The following is a 20,999-nucleotide window of genomic DNA, read 5'->3' as shown; positions in this document are numbered from 1 at the left end:
TAAAAAGAAACTTTATAGAGACTTTTTTTTACTATTATTGTTATAGTAGAAAATTATAGGAGTCTATTATGTTAAAGTTAATGATTAAAGAAGCAAATGGTGAAGTTAAAAGTTTAGATGTTACTGAGAATTTAGTAATTTCTCCAAAAGCTGGGCAGCAGTTTTACTTTAATAATCTTGATGGACATAAATACACAATGAGTCTTCAAGATTCTGAAAAATCAGTTGTTTTAAATATGGATTTAGGAACAACAAAAGTAAAAATCATATTTAAAAATATAGTAGATTCAATTCTTGAAGAGAATATTGAAGATAAGAATATATTAGGTATTATAAAAGATCAAGAAGGACTTGATGAGTTAAATCAAACAGTACTAAATGATGATTTTAAAGGTGATGATGTAATTAAGTCTTTAAAAGATTTATTAGCTCAATCATCTATAAATCCTGAAGAAACAAATGGAGTTATAATAGATGACTTTGGTTCTTTAACAAGTGTACTTGAAGCTGCAGCTGCTGGTGGAGCTGAGGGTGATACTTCAACTTTTAGACCTATTAACTTTAATGATGCAGATGATGTAAATATATTAGGTGGAAGAAGTAGACTTGATACACAATTAGATGGATTAGATTCAAATATTCCTGATAGAGATGGTACTCCTGGAAATGGTGCAGGGGATACAGAAGTAACTATAACATTAAGTGCAACATCACAAATTACAGAAGATGATAACTCTATAACATATACAGCCAACCTTTCTACTCCTGCATTAGCAGATATGACTATTACTTTAAGTAATGGTGCCGTAATTAATATTTCAGCTGGATCAACTACAGGAAGTGTAGTTGCAAGTATTACTCCAGATCCTGATGTATATAAAGAAGATGATATAACAATTGATGTAACAGTTTCTGGAACAAGTGGTGGTGGCTTTGATATTGTAAATAGTGATACAACAGCTAGTACAACAATTACAGATACAATAGATACAACAAACGCAACATTAACATCATCAATTAGTGGAGATGAAGATGGAGCAACTGTTACATATAAGATCACTTTAGATACTGCTCCAACAAATGATGAGACATTTACATTTAAAGTAGATGGAGTTGAACAAACAATCATCGTAAAAGCAGGTGAGACAACAGGAATAGTAACAATTGATTTTATGGATCCAGATTCAATTAAAGATACGACTATAATTCCAAAAGCAACAGATTTAGAAGCAGTAGATGAAGATGGAGCAAGTAACTATGAGAATTTACAATTAGTAAATAACTCAAAAGATGAAACAGTAGAAGACTCAATAGATACAACAACAGTAACAGTTGGAAATGCAACAGTAAATGAAGATGCAACTTCTGCAACAGTAGAAGTTAAATTAGAAGGTCATAACTTTAAAGATGGAGAGACTGTAACAGTTAAATTATCAGATGGAACAGAAGTTACGTTTACTGAAAATGGAACAAAAGATGCGACAATAACAGTAACAGCAGATTCAGATTCAATAAAAGAAGCAGATTCAACAACATCTATTACAGCAGAAGTATCAAGTAGTGCAGGAGAGATTGAGAACCCAGTAGTAAATGCAGGTGAATTAACAGTAGAAGACTCAATAGATACAACAACAGTAACAGTTGGAAATGCAACAGTAAATGAAGATGCAACTTCTGCAACAGTAGAAGTTAAATTAGAAGGTCATAACTTTAAAGATGGAGAGACTGTAACAGTTAAATTATCAGATGGAACAGAAGTTACGTTTACTGAAAATGGAACAAAAGATGCGACAATAACAGTAACAGCAGATTCAGATTCAATAAAAGAAGCAGATTCAACAACATCTATTACAGCAGAAGTATCAAGTAGTGCAGGAGAGATTGAGAACCCAGTAGTAAATGCAGGTGAATTAACAGTAGAAGACTCAATAGATACAACAACAGTAACAGTTGGAAATGCAACAGTAAATGAAGATGCAACTTCTGCAACAGTAGAAGTTAAATTAGAAGGTCATAACTTTAAAGATGGAGAGACTGTAACAGTTAAATTATCAGATGGAACAGAAGTTACGTTTACTGAAAATGGAACAAAAGATGCGACAATAACAGTAACAGCAGATTCAGATTCAATAAAAGAAGCAGATTCAACAACATCTATTACAGCAGAAGTATCAAGTAGTGCAGGAGAGATTGAGAACCCAGTAGTAAATGCAGGTGAATTAACAGTAGAAGACTCAATAGATACAACAACAGTAACAGTTGGAAATGCAACAGTAAATGAAGATGCAACTTCTGCAACAGTAGAAGTTAAATTAGAAGGTCATAACTTTAAAGATGGAGAGACTGTAACAGTTAAATTATCAGATGGAACAGAAGTTACGTTTACTGAAAATGGAACAAAAGATGCGACAATAACAGTAACAGCAGATTCAGATTCAATAAAAGAAGCAGATTCAACAACATCTATTACAGCAGAAGTATCAAGTAGTGCAGGAGAGATTGAGAACCCAGTAGTAAATGCAGGTGAATTAACAGTAGAAGACTCAATAGATACAACAACAGTAACAGTTGGAAATGCAACAGTAAATGAAGATGCAACTTCTGCAACAGTAGAAGTTAAATTAGAAGGTCATAACTTTAAAGATGGAGAGACTGTAACAGTTAAATTATCAGATGGAACAGAAGTTACGTTTACTGAAAATGGAACAAAAGATGCGACAATAACAGTAACAGCAGATTCAGATTCAATAAAAGAAGCAGATTCAACAACATCTATTACAGCAGAAGTATCAAGTAGTGCAGGAGAGATTGAGAACCCAGTAGTAAATGCAGGTGAATTAACAGTAGAAGACTCAATAGATACAACAACAGTAACAGTTGGAAATGCAACAGTAAATGAAGATGCAACTTCTGCAACAGTAGAAGTTAAATTAGAAGGTCATAACTTTAAAGATGGAGAGACTGTAACAGTTAAATTATCAGATGGAACAGAAGTTACGTTTACTGAAAATGGAACAAAAGATGCGACAATAACAGTAACAGCAGATTCAGATTCAATAAAAGAAGCAGATTCAACAACATCTATTACAGCAGAAGTATCAAGTAGTGCAGGAGAGATTGAGAACCCAGTAGTAAATGCAGGTGAATTAACAGTAGAAGACTCAATAGATACAACAACAGTAACAGTTGGAAATGCAACAGTAAATGAAGATGCAACTTCTGCAACAGTAGAAGTTAAATTAGAAGGTCATAACTTTAAAGATGGAGAGACTGTAACAGTTAAATTATCAGATGGAACAGAAGTTACGTTTACTGAAAATGGAACAAAAGATGCGACAATAACAGTAACAGCAGATTCAGATTCAATAAAAGAAGCAGATTCAACAACATCTATTACAGCAGAAGTATCAAGTAGTGCAGGAGAGATTGAGAACCCAGTAGTAAATGCAGGTGAATTAACAGTAGAAGACTCAATAGATACAACAACAGTAACAGTTGGAAATGCAACAGTAAATGAAGATGCAACTTCTGCAACAGTAGAAGTTAAATTAGAAGGTCATAACTTTAAAGATGGAGAGACTGTAACAGTTAAATTATCAGATGGAACAGAAGTTACGTTTACTGAAAATGGAACAAAAGATGCGACAATAACAGTAACAGCAGATTCAGATTCAATAAAAGAAGCAGATTCAACAACATCTATTACAGCAGAAGTATCAAGTAGTGCAGGAGAGATTGAGAACCCAGTAGTAAATGCAGGTGAATTAACAGTAGAAGACTCAATAGATACAACAACAGTAACAGTTGGAAATGCAACAGTAAATGAAGATGCAACTTCTGCAACAGTAGAAGTTAAATTAGAAGGTCATAACTTTAAAGATGGAGAGACTGTAACAGTTAAATTATCAGATGGAACAGAAGTTACGTTTACTGAAAATGGAACAAAAGATGCGACAATAACAGTAACAGCAGATTCAGATTCAATAAAAGAAGCAGATTCAACAACATCTATTACAGCAGAAGTATCAAGTAGTGCAGGAGAGATTGAGAACCCAGTAGTAAATGCAGGTGAATTAACAGTAGAAGACTCAATAGATACAACAACAGTAACAGTTGGAAATGCAACAGTAAATGAAGATGCAACTTCTGCAACAGTAGAAGTTAAATTAGAAGGTCATAACTTTAAAGATGGAGAGACTGTAACAGTTAAATTATCAGATGGAACAGAAGTTACGTTTACTGAAAATGGAACAAAAGATGCGACAATAACAGTAACAGCAGATTCAGATTCAATAAAAGAAGCAGATTCAACAACATCTATTACAGCAGAAGTATCAAGTAGTGCAGGAGAGATTGAGAACCCAGTAGTAAATGCAGGTGAATTAACAGTAGAAGACTCAATAGATACAACAACAGTAACAGTTGGAAATGCAACAGTAAATGAAGATGCAACTTCTGCAACAGTAGAAGTTAAATTAGAAGGTCATAACTTTAAAGATGGAGAGACTGTAACAGTTAAATTATCAGATGGAACAGAAGTTACGTTTACTGAAAATGGAACAAAAGATGCGACAATAACAGTAACAGCAGATTCAGATTCAATAAAAGAAGCAGATTCAACAACATCTATTACAGCAGAAGTATCAAGTAGTGCAGGAGAGATTGAGAACCCAGTAGTAAATGCAGGTGAATTAACAGTAGAAGACTCAATAGATACAACAACAGTAACAGTTGGAAATGCAACAGTAAATGAAGATGCAACTTCTGCAACAGTAGAAGTTAAATTAGAAGGTCATAACTTTAAAGATGGAGAGACTGTAACAGTTAAATTATCAGATGGAACAGAAGTTACGTTTACTGAAAATGGAACAAAAGATGCGACAATAACAGTAACAGCAGATTCAGATTCAATAAAAGAAGCAGATTCAACAACATCTATTACAGCAGAAGTATCAAGTAGTGCAGGAGAGATTGAGAACCCAGTAGTAAATGCAGGTGAATTAACAGTAGAAGACTCAATAGATACAACAACAGTAACAGTTGGAAATGCAACAGTAAATGAAGATGCAACTTCTGCAACAGTAGAAGTTAAATTAGAAGGTCATAACTTTAAAGATGGAGAGACTGTAACAGTTAAATTATCAGATGGAACAGAAGTTACGTTTACTGAAAATGGAACAAAAGATGCGACAATAACAGTAACAGCAGATTCAGATTCAATAAAAGAAGCAGATTCAACAACATCTATTACAGCAGAAGTATCAAGTAGTGCAGGAGAGATTGAGAACCCAGTAGTAAATGCAGGTGAATTAACAGTAGAAGACTCAATAGATACAACAACAGTAACAGTTGGAAATGCAACAGTAAATGAAGATGCAACTTCTGCAACAGTAGAAGTTAAATTAGAAGGTCATAACTTTAAAGATGGAGAGACTGTAACAGTTAAATTATCAGATGGAACAGAAGTTACGTTTACTGAAAATGGAACAAAAGATGCGACAATAACAGTAACAGCAGATTCAGATTCAATAAAAGAAGCAGATTCAACAACATCTATTACAGCAGAAGTATCAAGTAGTGCAGGAGAGATTGAGAACCCAGTAGTAAATGCAGGTGAATTAACAGTAGAAGACTCAATAGATACAACAACAGTAACAGTTGGAAATGCAACAGTAAATGAAGATGCAACTTCTGCAACAGTAGAAGTTAAATTAGAAGGTCATAACTTTAAAGATGGAGAGACTGTAACAGTTAAATTATCAGATGGAACAGAAGTTACGTTTACTGAAAATGGAACAAAAGATGCGACAATAACAGTAACAGCAGATTCAGATTCAATAAAAGAAGCAGATTCAACAACATCTATTACAGCAGAAGTATCAAGTAGTGCAGGAGAGATTGAGAACCCAGTAGTAAATGCAGGTGAATTAACAGTAGAAGACTCAATAGATACAACAACAGTAACAGTTGGAAATGCAACAGTAAATGAAGATGCAACTTCTGCAACAGTAGAAGTTAAATTAGAAGGTCATAACTTTAAAGATGGAGAGACTGTAACAGTTAAATTATCAGATGGAACAGAAGTTACGTTTACTGAAAATGGAACAAAAGATGCGACAATAACAGTAACAGCAGATTCAGATTCAATAAAAGAAGCAGATTCAACAACATCTATTACAGCAGAAGTATCAAGTAGTGCAGGAGAGATTGAGAACCCAGTAGTAAATGCAGGTGAATTAACAGTAGAAGACTCAATAGATACAACAACAGTAACAGTTGGAAATGCAACAGTAAATGAAGATGCAACTTCTGCAACAGTAGAAGTTAAATTAGAAGGTCATAACTTTAAAGATGGAGAGACTGTAACAGTTAAATTATCAGATGGAACAGAAGTTACGTTTACTGAAAATGGAACAAAAGATGCGACAATAACAGTAACAGCAGATTCAGATTCAATAAAAGAAGCAGATTCAACAACATCTATTACAGCAGAAGTATCAAGTAGTGCAGGAGAGATTGAGAACCCAGTAGTAAATGCAGGTGAATTAACAGTAGAAGACTCAATAGATACAACAACAGTAACAGTTGGAAATGCAACAGTAAATGAAGATGCAACTTCTGCAACAGTAGAAGTTAAATTAGAAGGTCATAACTTTAAAGATGGAGAGACTGTAACAGTTAAATTATCAGATGGAACAGAAGTTACGTTTACTGAAAATGGAACAAAAGATGCGACAATAACAGTAACAGCAGATTCAGATTCAATAAAAGAAGCAGATTCAACAACATCTATTACAGCAGAAGTATCAAGTAGTGCAGGAGAGATTGAGAACCCAGTAGTAAATGCAGGTGAATTAACAGTAGAAGACTCAATAGATACAACAACAGTAACAGTTGGAAATGCAACAGTAAATGAAGATGCAACTTCTGCAACAGTAGAAGTTAAATTAGAAGGTCATAACTTTAAAGATGGAGAGACTGTAACAGTTAAATTATCAGATGGAACAGAAGTTACGTTTACTGAAAATGGAACAAAAGATGCGACAATAACAGTAACAGCAGATTCAGATTCAATAAAAGAAGCAGATTCAACAACATCTATTACAGCAGAAGTATCAAGTAGTGCAGGAGAGATTGAGAACCCAGTAGTAAATGCAGGTGAATTAACAGTAGAAGACTCAATAGATACAACAACAGTAACAGTTGGAAATGCAACAGTAAATGAAGATGCAACTTCTGCAACAGTAGAAGTTAAATTAGAAGGTCATAACTTTAAAGATGGAGAGACTGTAACAGTTAAATTATCAGATGGAACAGAAGTTACGTTTACTGAAAATGGAACAAAAGATGCGACAATAACAGTAACAGCAGATTCAGATTCAATAAAAGAAGCAGATTCAACAACATCTATTACAGCAGAAGTATCAAGTAGTGCAGGAGAGATTGAGAACCCAGTAGTAAATGCAGGTGAATTAACAGTAGAAGACTCAATAGATACAACAACAGTAACAGTTGGAAATGCAACAGTAAATGAAGATGCAACTTCTGCAACAGTAGAAGTTAAATTAGAAGGTCATAACTTTAAAGATGGAGAGACTGTAACAGTTAAATTATCAGATGGAACAGAAGTTACGTTTACTGAAAATGGAACAAAAGATGCGACAATAACAGTAACAGCAGATTCAGATTCAATAAAAGAAGCAGATTCAACAACATCTATTACAGCAGAAGTATCAAGTAGTGCAGGAGAGATTGAGAACCCAGTAGTAAATGCAGGTGAATTAACAGTAGAAGACTCAATAGATACAACAACAGTAACAGTTGGAAATGCAACAGTAAATGAAGATGCAACTTCTGCAACAGTAGAAGTTAAATTAGAAGGTCATAACTTTAAAGATGGAGAGACTGTAACAGTTAAATTATCAGATGGAACAGAAGTTACGTTTACTGAAAATGGAACAAAAGATGCGACAATAACAGTAACAGCAGATTCAGATTCAATAAAAGAAGCAGATTCAACAACATCTATTACAGCAGAAGTATCAAGTAGTGCAGGAGAGATTGAGAACCCAGTAGTAAATGCAGGTGAATTAACAGTAGAAGACTCAATAGATACAACAACAGTAACAGTTGGAAATGCAACAGTAAATGAAGATGCAACTTCTGCAACAGTAGAAGTTAAATTAGAAGGTCATAACTTTAAAGATGGAGAGACTGTAACAGTTAAATTATCAGATGGAACAGAAGTTACGTTTACTGAAAATGGAACAAAAGATGCGACAATAACAGTAACAGCAGATTCAGATTCAATAAAAGAAGCAGATTCAACAACATCTATTACAGCAGAAGTATCAAGTAGTGCAGGAGAGATTGAGAACCCAGTAGTAAATGCAGGTGAATTAACAGTAGAAGACTCAATAGATACAACAACAGTAACAGTTGGAAATGCAACAGTAAATGAAGATGCAACTTCTGCAACAGTAGAAGTTAAATTAGAAGGTCATAACTTTAAAGATGGAGAGACTGTAACAGTTAAATTATCAGATGGAACAGAAGTTACGTTTACTGAAAATGGAACAAAAGATGCGACAATAACAGTAACAGCAGATTCAGATTCAATAAAAGAAGCAGATTCAACAACATCTATTACAGCAGAAGTATCAAGTAGTGCAGGAGAGATTGAGAACCCAGTAGTAAATGCAGGTGAATTAACAGTAGAAGACTCAATAGATACAACAACAGTAACAGTTGGAAATGCAACAGTAAATGAAGATGCAACTTCTGCAACAGTAGAAGTTAAATTAGAAGGTCATAACTTTAAAGATGGAGAGACTGTAACAGTTAAATTATCAGATGGAACAGAAGTTACGTTTACTGAAAATGGAACAAAAGATGCGACAATAACAGTAACAGCAGATTCAGATTCAATAAAAGAAGCAGATTCAACAACATCTATTACAGCAGAAGTATCAAGTAGTGCAGGAGAGATTGAGAACCCAGTAGTAAATGCAGGTGAATTAACAGTAGAAGACTCAATAGATACAACAACAGTAACAGTTGGAAATGCAACAGTAAATGAAGATGCAACTTCTGCAACAGTAGAAGTTAAATTAGAAGGTCATAACTTTAAAGATGGAGAGACTGTAACAGTTAAATTATCAGATGGAACAGAAGTTACGTTTACTGAAAATGGAACAAAAGATGCGACAATAACAGTAACAGCAGATTCAGATTCAATAAAAGAAGCAGATTCAACAACATCTATTACAGCAGAAGTATCAAGTAGTGCAGGAGAGATTGAGAACCCAGTAGTAAATGCAGGTGAATTAACAGTAGAAGACTCAATAGATACAACAACAGTAACAGTTGGAAATGCAACAGTAAATGAAGATGCAACTTCTGCAACAGTAGAAGTTAAATTAGAAGGTCATAACTTTAAAGATGGAGAGACTGTAACAGTTAAATTATCAGATGGAACAGAAGTTACGTTTACTGAAAATGGAACAAAAGATGCGACAATAACAGTAACAGCAGATTCAGATTCAATAAAAGAAGCAGATTCAACAACATCTATTACAGCAGAAGTATCAAGTAGTGCAGGAGAGATTGAGAACCCAGTAGTAAATGCAGGTGAATTAACAGTAGAAGACTCAATAGATACAACAACAGTAACAGTTGGAAATGCAACAGTAAATGAAGATGCAACTTCTGCAACAGTAGAAGTTAAATTAGAAGGTCATAACTTTAAAGATGGAGAGACTGTAACAGTTAAATTATCAGATGGAACAGAAGTTACGTTTACTGAAAATGGAACAAAAGATGCGACAATAACAGTAACAGCAGATTCAGATTCAATAAAAGAAGCAGATTCAACAACATCTATTACAGCAGAAGTATCAAGTAGTGCAGGAGAGATTGAGAACCCAGTAGTAAATGCAGGTGAATTAACAGTAGAAGACTCAATAGATACAACAACAGTAACAGTTGGAAATGCAACAGTAAATGAAGATGCAACTTCTGCAACAGTAGAAGTTAAATTAGAAGGTCATAACTTTAAAGATGGAGAGACTGTAACAGTTAAATTATCAGATGGAACAGAAGTTACGTTTACTGAAAATGGAACAAAAGATGCGACAATAACAGTAACAGCAGATTCAGATTCAATAAAAGAAGCAGATTCAACAACATCTATTACAGCAGAAGTATCAAGTAGTGCAGGAGAGATTGAGAACCCAGTAGTAAATGCAGGTGAATTAACAGTAGAAGACTCAATAGATACAACAACAGTAACAGTTGGAAATGCAACAGTAAATGAAGATGCAACTTCTGCAACAGTAGAAGTTAAATTAGAAGGTCATAACTTTAAAGATGGAGAGACTGTAACAGTTAAATTATCAGATGGAACAGAAGTTACGTTTACTGAAAATGGAACAAAAGATGCGACAATAACAGTAACAGCAGATTCAGATTCAATAAAAGAAGCAGATTCAACAACATCTATTACAGCAGAAGTATCAAGTAGTGCAGGAGAGATTGAGAACCCAGTAGTAAATGCAGGTGAATTAACAGTAGAAGACTCAATAGATACAACAACAGTAACAGTTGGAAATGCAACAGTAAATGAAGATGCAACTTCTGCAACAGTAGAAGTTAAATTAGAAGGTCATAACTTTAAAGATGGAGAGACTGTAACAGTTAAATTATCAGATGGAACAGAAGTTACGTTTACTGAAAATGGAACAAAAGATGCGACAATAACAGTAACAGCAGATTCAGATTCAATAAAAGAAGCAGATTCAACAACATCTATTACAGCAGAAGTATCAAGTAGTGCAGGAGAGATTGAGAACCCAGTAGTAAATGCAGGTGAATTAACAGTAGAAGACTCAATAGATACAACAACAGTAACAGTTGGAAATGCAACAGTAAATGAAGATGCAACTTCTGCAACAGTAGAAGTTAAATTAGAAGGTCATAACTTTAAAGATGGAGAGACTGTAACAGTTAAATTATCAGATGGAACAGAAGTTACGTTTACTGAAAATGGAACAAAAGATGCGACAATAACAGTAACAGCAGATTCAGATTCAATAAAAGAAGCAGATTCAACAACATCTATTACAGCAGAAGTATCAAGTAGTGCAGGAGAGATTGAGAACCCAGTAGTAAATGCAGGTGAATTAACAGTAGAAGACTCAATAGATACAACAACAGTAACAGTTGGAAATGCAACAGTAAATGAAGATGCAACTTCTGCAACAGTAGAAGTTAAATTAGAAGGTCATAACTTTAAAGATGGAGAGACTGTAACAGTTAAATTATCAGATGGAACAGAAGTTACGTTTACTGAAAATGGAACAAAAGATGCGACAATAACAGTAACAGCAGATTCAGATTCAATAAAAGAAGCAGATTCAACAACATCTATTACAGCAGAAGTATCAAGTAGTGCAGGAGAGATTGAGAACCCAGTAGTAAATGCAGGTGAATTAACAGTAGAAGACTCAATAGATACAACAACAGTAACAGTTGGAAATGCAACAGTAAATGAAGATGCAACTTCTGCAACAGTAGAAGTTAAATTAGAAGGTCATAACTTTAAAGATGGAGAGACTGTAACAGTTAAATTATCAGATGGAACAGAAGTTACGTTTACTGAAAATGGAACAAAAGATGCGACAATAACAGTAACAGCAGATTCAGATTCAATAAAAGAAGCAGATTCAACAACATCTATTACAGCAGAAGTATCAAGTAGTGCAGGAGAGATTGAGAACCAGTAGTAAATGCAGGTGAATTAACAGTAGAAGACTCAATAGATACAACAACAGTAACAGTTGGAAATGCAACAGTAAATGAAGATGCAACTTCTGCAACAGTAGAAGTTAAATTAGAAGTCATAACTTTAAAGATGGAGAGACTGTAACAGTTAAATTATCAGATGGAACAGAAGTTACGTTTACTGAAAATGGAACAAAAGATGCGACAATAACAGTAACAGCAGATTCAGATTCAATAAAAGAAGCAGATTCAACAACATCTATTACAGCAGAAGTATCAAGTAGTGCAGGAGAGATTGAGAACCCAGTAGTAAATGCAGGTGAATTAACAGTAGAAGACTCAATAGATACAACAACAGTAACAGTTGGAAATGCAACAGTAAATGAAGATGCAACTTCTGCAACAGTAGAAGTTAAATTAGAAGGTCATAACTTTAAAGATGGAGAGACTGTAACAGTTAAATTATCAGATGGAACAGAAGTTACGTTTACTGAAAATGGAACAAAAGATGCGACAATAACAGTAACAGCAGATTCAGATTCAATAAAAGAAGCAGATTCAACAACATCTATTACAGCAGAAGTATCAAGTAGTGCAGGAGAGATTGAGAACCCAGTAGTAAATGCAGGTGAATTAACAGTAGAAGACTCAATAGATACAACAACAGTAACAGTTGGAAATGCAACAGTAAATGAAGATGCAACTTCTGCAACAGTAGAAGTTAAATTAGAAGGTCATAACTTTAAAGATGGAGAGACTGTAACAGTTAAATTATCAGATGGAACAGAAGTTACGTTTACTGAAAATGGAACAAAAGATGCGACAATAACAGTAACAGCAGATTCAGATTCAATAAAAGAAGCAGATTCAACAACATCTATTACAGCAGAAGTATCAAGTAGTGCAGGAGAGATTGAGAACCCAGTAGTAAATGCAGGTGAATTAACAGTAGAAGACTCAATAGATACAACAACAGTAACAGTTGGAAATGCAACAGTAAATGAAGATGCAACTTCTGCAACAGTAGAAGTTAAATTAGAAGGTCATAACTTTAAAGATGGAGAGACTGTAACAGTTAAATTATCAGATGGAACAGAAGTTACGTTTACTGAAAATGGAACAAAAGATGCGACAATAACAGTAACAGCAGATTCAGATTCAATAAAAGAAGCAGATTCAACAACATCTATTACAGCAGAAGTATCAAGTAGTGCAGGAGAGATTGAGAACCCAGTAGTAAATGCAGGTGAATTAACAGTAGAAGACTCAATAGATACAACAACAGTAACAGTTGGAAATGCAACAGTAAATGAAGATGCAACTTCTGCAACAGTAGAAGTTAAATTAGAAGGTCATAACTTTAAAGATGGAGAGACTGTAACAGTTAAATTATCAGATGGAACAGAAGTTACGTTTACTGAAAATGGAACAAAAGATGCGACAATAACAGTAACAGCAGATTCAGATTCAATAAAAGAAGCAGATTCAACAACATCTATTACAGCAGAAGTATCAAGTAGTGCAGGAGAGATTGAGAACCCAGTAGTAAATGCAGGTGAATTAACAGTAGAAGACTCAATAGATACAACAACAGTAACAGTTGGAAATGCAACAGTAAATGAAGATGCAACTTCTGCAACAGTAGAAGTTAAATTAGAAGGTCATAACTTTAAAGATGGAGAGACTGTAACAGTTAAATTATCAGATGGAACAGAAGTTACGTTTACTGAAAATGGAACAAAAGATGCGACAATAACAGTAACAGCAGATTCAGATTCAATAAAAGAAGCAGATTCAACAACATCTATTACAGCAGAAGTATCAAGTAGTGCAGGAGAGATTGAGAACCCAGTAGTAAATGCAGGTGAATTAACAGTAGAAGACTCAATAGATACAACAACAGTAACAGTTGGAAATGCAACAGTAAATGAAGATGCAACTTCTGCAACAGTAGAAGTTAAATTAGAAGGTCATAACTTTAAAGATGGAGAGACTGTAACAGTTAAATTATCAGATGGAACAGAAGTTACGTTTACTGAAAATGGAACAAAAGATGCGACAATAACAGTAACAGCAGATTCAGATTCAATAAAAGAAGCAGATTCAACAACATCTATTACAGCAGAAGTATCAAGTAGTGCAGGAGAGATTGAGAACCCAGTAGTAAATGCAGGTGAATTAACAGTAGAAGACTCAATAGATACAACAACAGTAACAGTTGGAAATGCAACAGTAAATGAAGATGCAACTTCTGCAACAGTAGAAGTTAAATTAGAAGGTCATAACTTTAAAGATGGAGAGACTGTAACAGTTAAATTATCAGATGGAACAGAAGTTACGTTTACTGAAAATGGAACAAAAGATGCGACAATAACAGTAACAGCAGATTCAGATTCAATAAAAGAAGCAGATTCAACAACATCTATTACAGCAGAAGTATCAAGTAGTGCAGGAGAGATTGAGAACCCAGTAGTAAATGCAGGTGAATTAACAGTAGAAGACTCAATAGATACAACAACAGTAACAGTTGGAAATGCAACAGTAAATGAAGATGCAACTTCTGCAACAGTAGAAGTTAAATTAGAAGGTCATAACTTTAAAGATGGAGAGACTGTAACAGTTAAATTATCAGATGGAACAGAAGTTACGTTTACTGAAAATGGAACAAAAGATGCGACAATAACAGTAACAGCAGATTCAGATTCAATAAAAGAAGCAGATTCAACAACATCTATTACAGCAGAAGTATCAAGTAGTGCAGGAGAGATTGAGAACCCAGTAGTAAATGCAGGTGAATTAACAGTAGAAGACTCAATAGATACAACAACAGTAACAGTTGGAAATGCAACAGTAAATGAAGATGCAACTTCTGCAACAGTAGAAGTTAAATTAGAAGGTCATAACTTTAAAGATGGAGAGACTGTAACAGTTAAATTATCAGATGGAACAGAAGTTACGTTTACTGAAAATGGAACAAAAGATGCGACAATAACAGTAACAGCAGATTCAGATTCAATAAAAGAAGCAGATTCAACAACATCTATTACAGCAGAAGTATCAAGTAGTGCAGGAGAGATTGAGAACCCAGTAGTAAATGCAGGTGAATTAACAGTAGAAGACTCAATAGATACAACAACAGTAACAGTTGGAAATGCAACAGTAAATGAAGATGCAACTTCTGCAACAGTAGAAGTTAAATTAGAAGGTCATAACTTTAAAGATGGAGAGACTGTAACAGTTAAATTATCAGATGGAACAGAAGTTACGTTTACTGAAAATGGAACAAAAGATGCGACAATAACAGTAACAGCAGATTCAGATTCAATAAAAGAAGCAGATTCAACAACATCTATTACAGCAGAAGTATCAAGTAGTGCAGGAGAGATTGAGAACCCAGTAGTAAATGCAGGTGAATTAACAGTAGAAGACTCAATAGATACAACAACAGTAACAGTTGGAAATGCAACAGTAAATGAAGATGCAACTTCTGCAACAGTAGAAGTTAAATTAGAAGGTCATAACTTTAAAGATGGAGAGACTGTAACAGTTAAATTATCAGATGGAACAGAAGTTACGTTTACTGAAAATGGAACAAAAGATGCGACAATAACAGTAACAGCAGATTCAGATTCAATAAAAGAAGCAGATTCAACAACATCTATTACAGCAGAAGTATCAAGTAGTGCAGGAGAGATTGAGAACCCAGTAGTAAATGCAGGTGAATTAACAGTAGAAGACTCAATAGATACAACAACAGTAACAGTTGGAAATGCAACAGTAAATGAAGATGCAACTTCTGCAACAGTAGAAGTTAAATTAGAAGGTCATAACTTTAAAGATGGAGAGACTGTAACAGTTAAATTATCAGATGGAACAGAAGTTACGTTTACTGAAAATGGAACAAAAGATGCGACAATAACAGTAACAGCAGATTCAGATTCAATAAAAGAAGCAGATTCAACAACATCTATTACAGCAGAAGTATCAAGTAGTGCAGGAGAGATTGAGAACCCAGTAGTAAATGCAGGTGAATTAACAGTAGAAGACTCAATAGATACAACAACAGTAACAGTTGGAAATGCAACAGTAAATGAAGATGCAACTTCTGCAACAGTAGAAGTTAAATTAGAAGGTCATAACTTTAAAGATGGAGAGACTGTAACAGTTAAATTATCAGATGGAACAGAAGTTACGTTTACTGAAAATGGAACAAAAGATGCGACAATAACAGTAACAGCAGATTCAGATTCAATAAAAGAAGCAGATTCAACAACATCTATTACAGCAGAAGTATCAAGTAGTGCAGGAGAGATTGAGAACCCAGTAGTAAATGCAGGTGAATTAACAGTAGAAGACTCAATAGATACAACAACAGTAAGTTTAAGTGCAACAGATACAAATGAGGCATCAGGAACAGTACTATTTACAGCAACACTTACAAATGAGGTAAGAGCAGAAGATCCTAAAGTAGTAGTACACACAAAATTAGGTGACATTACAATTGAACCAAAAGGTACAGTAATTGGGAAAGATGCTGAAGGTAATGATATAGTATCAGATGGAACAACAGGAACACTAGAAGTAACAAACCCAAATACAGAAGATGTATATAATGATGCAAGTACATTAGATAATTCAATTACAAGTGTAGAGGGTGGAAACTTTGAACAATTAACACCATCTACAGATACAGTAACAGCAAATATAGCTGATACAATTACACCTATTGATGTAACAGTAACAGCAGTTGCAACTGCTCCAAAAGTTATTGATGTTGATACTGAGTTTGGAGAAGCTACTGGTATTAATATAACTGCTTATGATATATATGGAAATGAAGGAAACTTAGCAATTGTTAAAGGAACAAACCATGATGGCTTTGGTGTTCAAGGAAGAACATCTGGTTCAGGTGCAAGTTCAGAGTTAGGTCATGGAAATAATGGAGTTAGTGAAAAAATAGTTTTTGATTTTACTAATGATGCTGATTCTTTAGATGTAGCTTTTGCTTGGAGACATAACGGTGAAACTGCTAAAGTTACATTTTTTAATGATACAGAAGAGTTAGGATATGCAGAAGTTACTGGAGGTGGATCTAGTACAGATGCAACTGTTAATTATTATGATGTAAATGGTAACTTGATTAAATCTGTTCAAGCTCAAGGTGGAACAGATAGAGTTGATTTATCTTATACTTTTGAATTTCCAGATGCAAATGGTGAACCAACTGCTTTTGATAAAGTTGAGTTTAGTGCACCAGGATATGATGATGATTACTTAATAAATGAAATCTCATATACAGAAGTTATTGATCCTGAAATTACAAATATTAGTACTACTGATGGAAAAGTTACATTTAATATTCAAGTAGATGAAAACTATCCACCTCAAGGACAAGCAAAAGCTATTGTTGAAGTAAATGGTCAAGAGTATGAGGTTGATTTAAATGCTACTGGAAGAGGTGCTTTAACTGTTGATGCAAAAGATTTTGCTGATTTATCTGATATTAATATTGTTGTAAAAGAGATTATTGGTGGAAATTATGAAAAAGTAAATGGAACTGATAGTTCATTTGATTTAAGTGATTCTTTCAAAGATGATTTAAGTTCAACAAATGATAATATTGTTGTAACAGAAGATACAACATATGTATTAACAGAGACAGATTTTGGTGAGCTTGGAAAAGATGTAAGAGAGTTTAAAATAACACAAGTTCCTGAAAATGGTACTTTATACTATAAAGTAACAAGCGGACAAACAGTTATTGATAAAGAGGGCAATACTTATGTGGTTACAGAAGATACAACTATTGAAATTGCAGAAAATCAAGTTATCTCTTTAGCTGACATTGCTTCTGGAAAAGTTACTTTTGAACCTGATTCAAATAGCGATGAAGATGGTAGTTTTAAATTTGAAGTTTCAGATGGAACTACATGGCATGATGAGGAGTATACAACATCAGTTGAAGTAAAAGCAGTAGCAGATGCGCCAACTGCTTCAATCAATGTTAGTAATGCAACTGTAATAATTGATAATTCAGACTTTAATTATGATAGCTATGTACAAGATTTAAAAGATAATTCTGATACATATATTGAAGGTACTGAATCACATGGTGATAATTTATCAGCAGGTAGATTTAATAATACTAATGATTTTATTGATGGAAAAGACTTATCTGATAATATGATAGGTTATGATGGGGATGATGTATTCTTAGGACAAGAAGGTGATGACTCTATTTATGGAGGACATGAAGGAGCATTACCTTCTGTTTCAGATGGAACAGATACTGTAATATATAGAGGTAATTTTGATGATTATAATATTACATTTATTACTGATGGTTCAAATGTTAGAATAAATGTAATTGATACTAGATATGATGCATCTAAAGGTTGGTCTCATCCTGACAATCAAGGTTTAGATACTTATGAAACGGGTGATAATTTATATAGTATTGAAAAATTAGTATTTAAAGATGGTGTTTATGATGTTATTGATGGAGAACTTGTAAAAGAGGGAATAAAAACATTTGAGTATGATGTAGATATTAGTGCTGCATTAACTGATACAGATGGTAGTGAAACATTAAGTGTAAAAATTGATGGAGTTCCTGAGGGTGCAACACTTGAAAGTATAGATGATACTTATACTATTATAAAAAATAGTGATGGTTCATATAGTGTAGAAGTTCCATCAGATGCAACATCTATAAGTGACAATTTAAAATTAAAAGTTCCTGAAGATAGTGCAGGTGATTTTAATCTAACTATTACAGCAAGATCAACAGAATCAAATGATAATGAAGATGGAACAAACTATAAAGAATCAACAAACAGTGATGCTGTTCCTTTTGCACAAGATGAATCACAAGTATTGGATTTTGGAGATACATATAGTAAAACAGATGAAAATATTGTAATTGTTTTAGATATTTCAGGAAGTATGAATAATAAAATAAGACTTGAAGATGGTACTTTAGCAACTAGATTACAATTAGCAAAAGATGCTTTACAAAATATGGTAGATACATATAAAGAGTTCTCTAATGTAAAAATTAATTTAACTTCTTTTGCAGGAAAAGCAGATGATTTAGATGGTGGAGAATCTGAAAGTGGTTGGTATAGTCCAGAAGATGCATTAAATATTATAAATAGTTTTAGTGCAGGTGGTAATACAAACTATGAAGATGCACTAGAAGAGACATATTCAAACTATACTCCTCCTGCAAATGGAGAAAAAGCAACAGTTTATTTTATCTCTGATGGTAAACCTAATGTAGAAAATTATGATGGTTGGTATGATGAATATGGAATTATTGATAGTAAATACTTAGAAAACTGGAAAGACTTTTTAGAAAACAATGCTAAAGAGTTAAATGTAATAGGAATAGGTAAAGGTATTACAGATACTACTTATTTAGATAAAGTTGCACAAGATATTGGTAATGTAAAAACAAATGTGACAATCATAGAAGATGAGAATGATTTAAAAGATAGACTTGTTGAGAATGTGTATAAAAAAATTGAAGGAAATATTTTAGATAATATATCTGGTGGCGATGGTGAAATTTCTATTGAGTCAATTGTTGTAGATGGAAATAGCTATACAATAGATGATTCATCAAATAATATTGTTACAATTTTAACTAGTTCAGGAGCTACTTTAGATTTCAATTTTCAAACAGGAGATTATAGCTTTGGTGGAAATTTTAATGATATAAAAGAGTTTACAGAAAGCTTTGTAGTAAATACTCAAGATGAAGATGGAGATAAAGCAAGTGTAAAAATAAACATTAATATTGAGAATAATGTTGATGATACAGCAAGTACCCCAAGGTTAGATTTTAGTGTAGAAGATAATGGTAGTCAAGTAATTAGTCATGATTATGATGTTACAAAAGGTAATTATACTCATTGGGAAAAATTTACTGATACTGATGATTATATAAATATTAAATATAATGTAAATAATAATTTGGATACTAATGGTGGAAATGATGTTGTTAATGTTGGACGTGATATATATTCTTGGAAAAATATTAATTTAGGCGATGGTAATGATTTCATAACTATTGGAGGCAAAATAAATGATTATTATGGTGGTTATAAAGCAGAAGTAGATGGAGGAGAAGGTAACGACTCTATATATCTAAAAGGTTATACAAAGTATGACTATTATAACAATAATGATGATATTCGAGAGAAAATTTCAAATTTTGAAAATATTAAATGCAGTGATGGTGTAGTTAAAGGAGATGCAAATGCATTTAATAGTTCACCAATGAGTACAACTGTTTATAATTATACTATTGTATTAACAGCTGTATTAGCTGACAAAGATGGAAGTGAAACATTGTCAAATATTACAATTGAAAATTTACCTTCATCAATTACAAGTATAAAAGATAGTAGTGGAAATGAGTATACTGTTTCTAATGGAACAGTATCTTTACCATCAAATGAAGGTTTACAACAAGAGTATACAGTTGTATCATCGACAGAATTATCTAGCACAGAAATTAATTCAATGAAAGCAAGTGTAACATCAACAGAATCAGAAAATAATGATACAAATACAGTAAGTACAAATGCAAAATTAGAAGTTGATGTAGATTCAACAAATCATATGAATGGAACTAATGCGGATGAAAGATTTGATTCTCATGGTTCAAATGCAACTATTAATGCAGGTGCAGGAGATGATGAAATTATTTATCATGAGGGCGATATTATTGATGCAGGTGAGGGTGAAGATACTTTAAAAGTACTAACTGATGAAGATATAGATCTTTCAAATATAGCACCAAAAGTTGATAACATTGAAGCCATTGATTTAACAAATGATTTAGCAAACCATATTATTATTGATGAACAAAGTATTGAAGATTTAACTGATGATGAAAATATCTTGAAAATCTTTGGTGATGAGTCTGGTGAAGATAGTGTTAGGCTTGAGGGGAACTGGACGAAATCAGATGGTCAAATTTCAGATGATGATGGTAATACATTTAATGTTTATGAGGGAACTACAAGTGGAACTTCAAATATCAAAATTTTAATTGATGAAGATGTTTCAGTTGACCCTGATATTTAAAAAAGAAGAAGTTTAAACTTCTTCTTTTGATTTTTTAAGTTTAATTGCTTCATATTTTTTTTAAAGCTTTTTAGATATAATTGGCACTACTTTAAAAAAAACTCCAACAATATAGGAAAATT

Annotated in this window: 2 protein-coding genes and 1 pseudogene; all 3 read left to right on the top strand. The window is 33.3% G+C overall.

Annotated elements, in window-relative coordinates; translation table 11 throughout:
* The first annotated feature begins 68 nt into the window (after positions 1-68).
* Positions 69-11,783: an immunoglobulin-like domain-containing protein gene (locus tag ACAN_RS12880; RefSeq protein WP_147525221.1), complete on the top strand. Its 11,715-nt coding sequence runs from the start codon at positions 69-71 to the stop codon at positions 11,781-11,783.
* A 106-nt stretch (positions 11,784-11,889) separates the two neighbouring features.
* A pseudogene (locus tag ACAN_RS14160) lies at positions 11,890-16,437 on the top strand (beta strand repeat-containing protein); the annotation flags it as partial.
* 480 nt (positions 16,438-16,917) lie between these two features.
* Positions 16,918-20,877 (top strand): VWA domain-containing protein, encoded by a 3,960-nt coding sequence (locus ACAN_RS12870; RefSeq protein WP_147525219.1) that lies wholly within the window; start codon positions 16,918-16,920, stop codon positions 20,875-20,877.
* Positions 20,878-20,999: the final 122 nt, after the last annotated feature.

The sequence above is a fragment of the Malaciobacter canalis genome, from assembly GCF_008000835.1.
In the GTDB taxonomy this organism is placed as follows: domain Bacteria; phylum Campylobacterota; class Campylobacteria; order Campylobacterales; family Arcobacteraceae; genus Malaciobacter; species Malaciobacter canalis.
The sequence above is the reverse complement of the archived record's forward strand: the minus strand, read 5'-3'. Positions and strand labels throughout refer to the sequence as shown.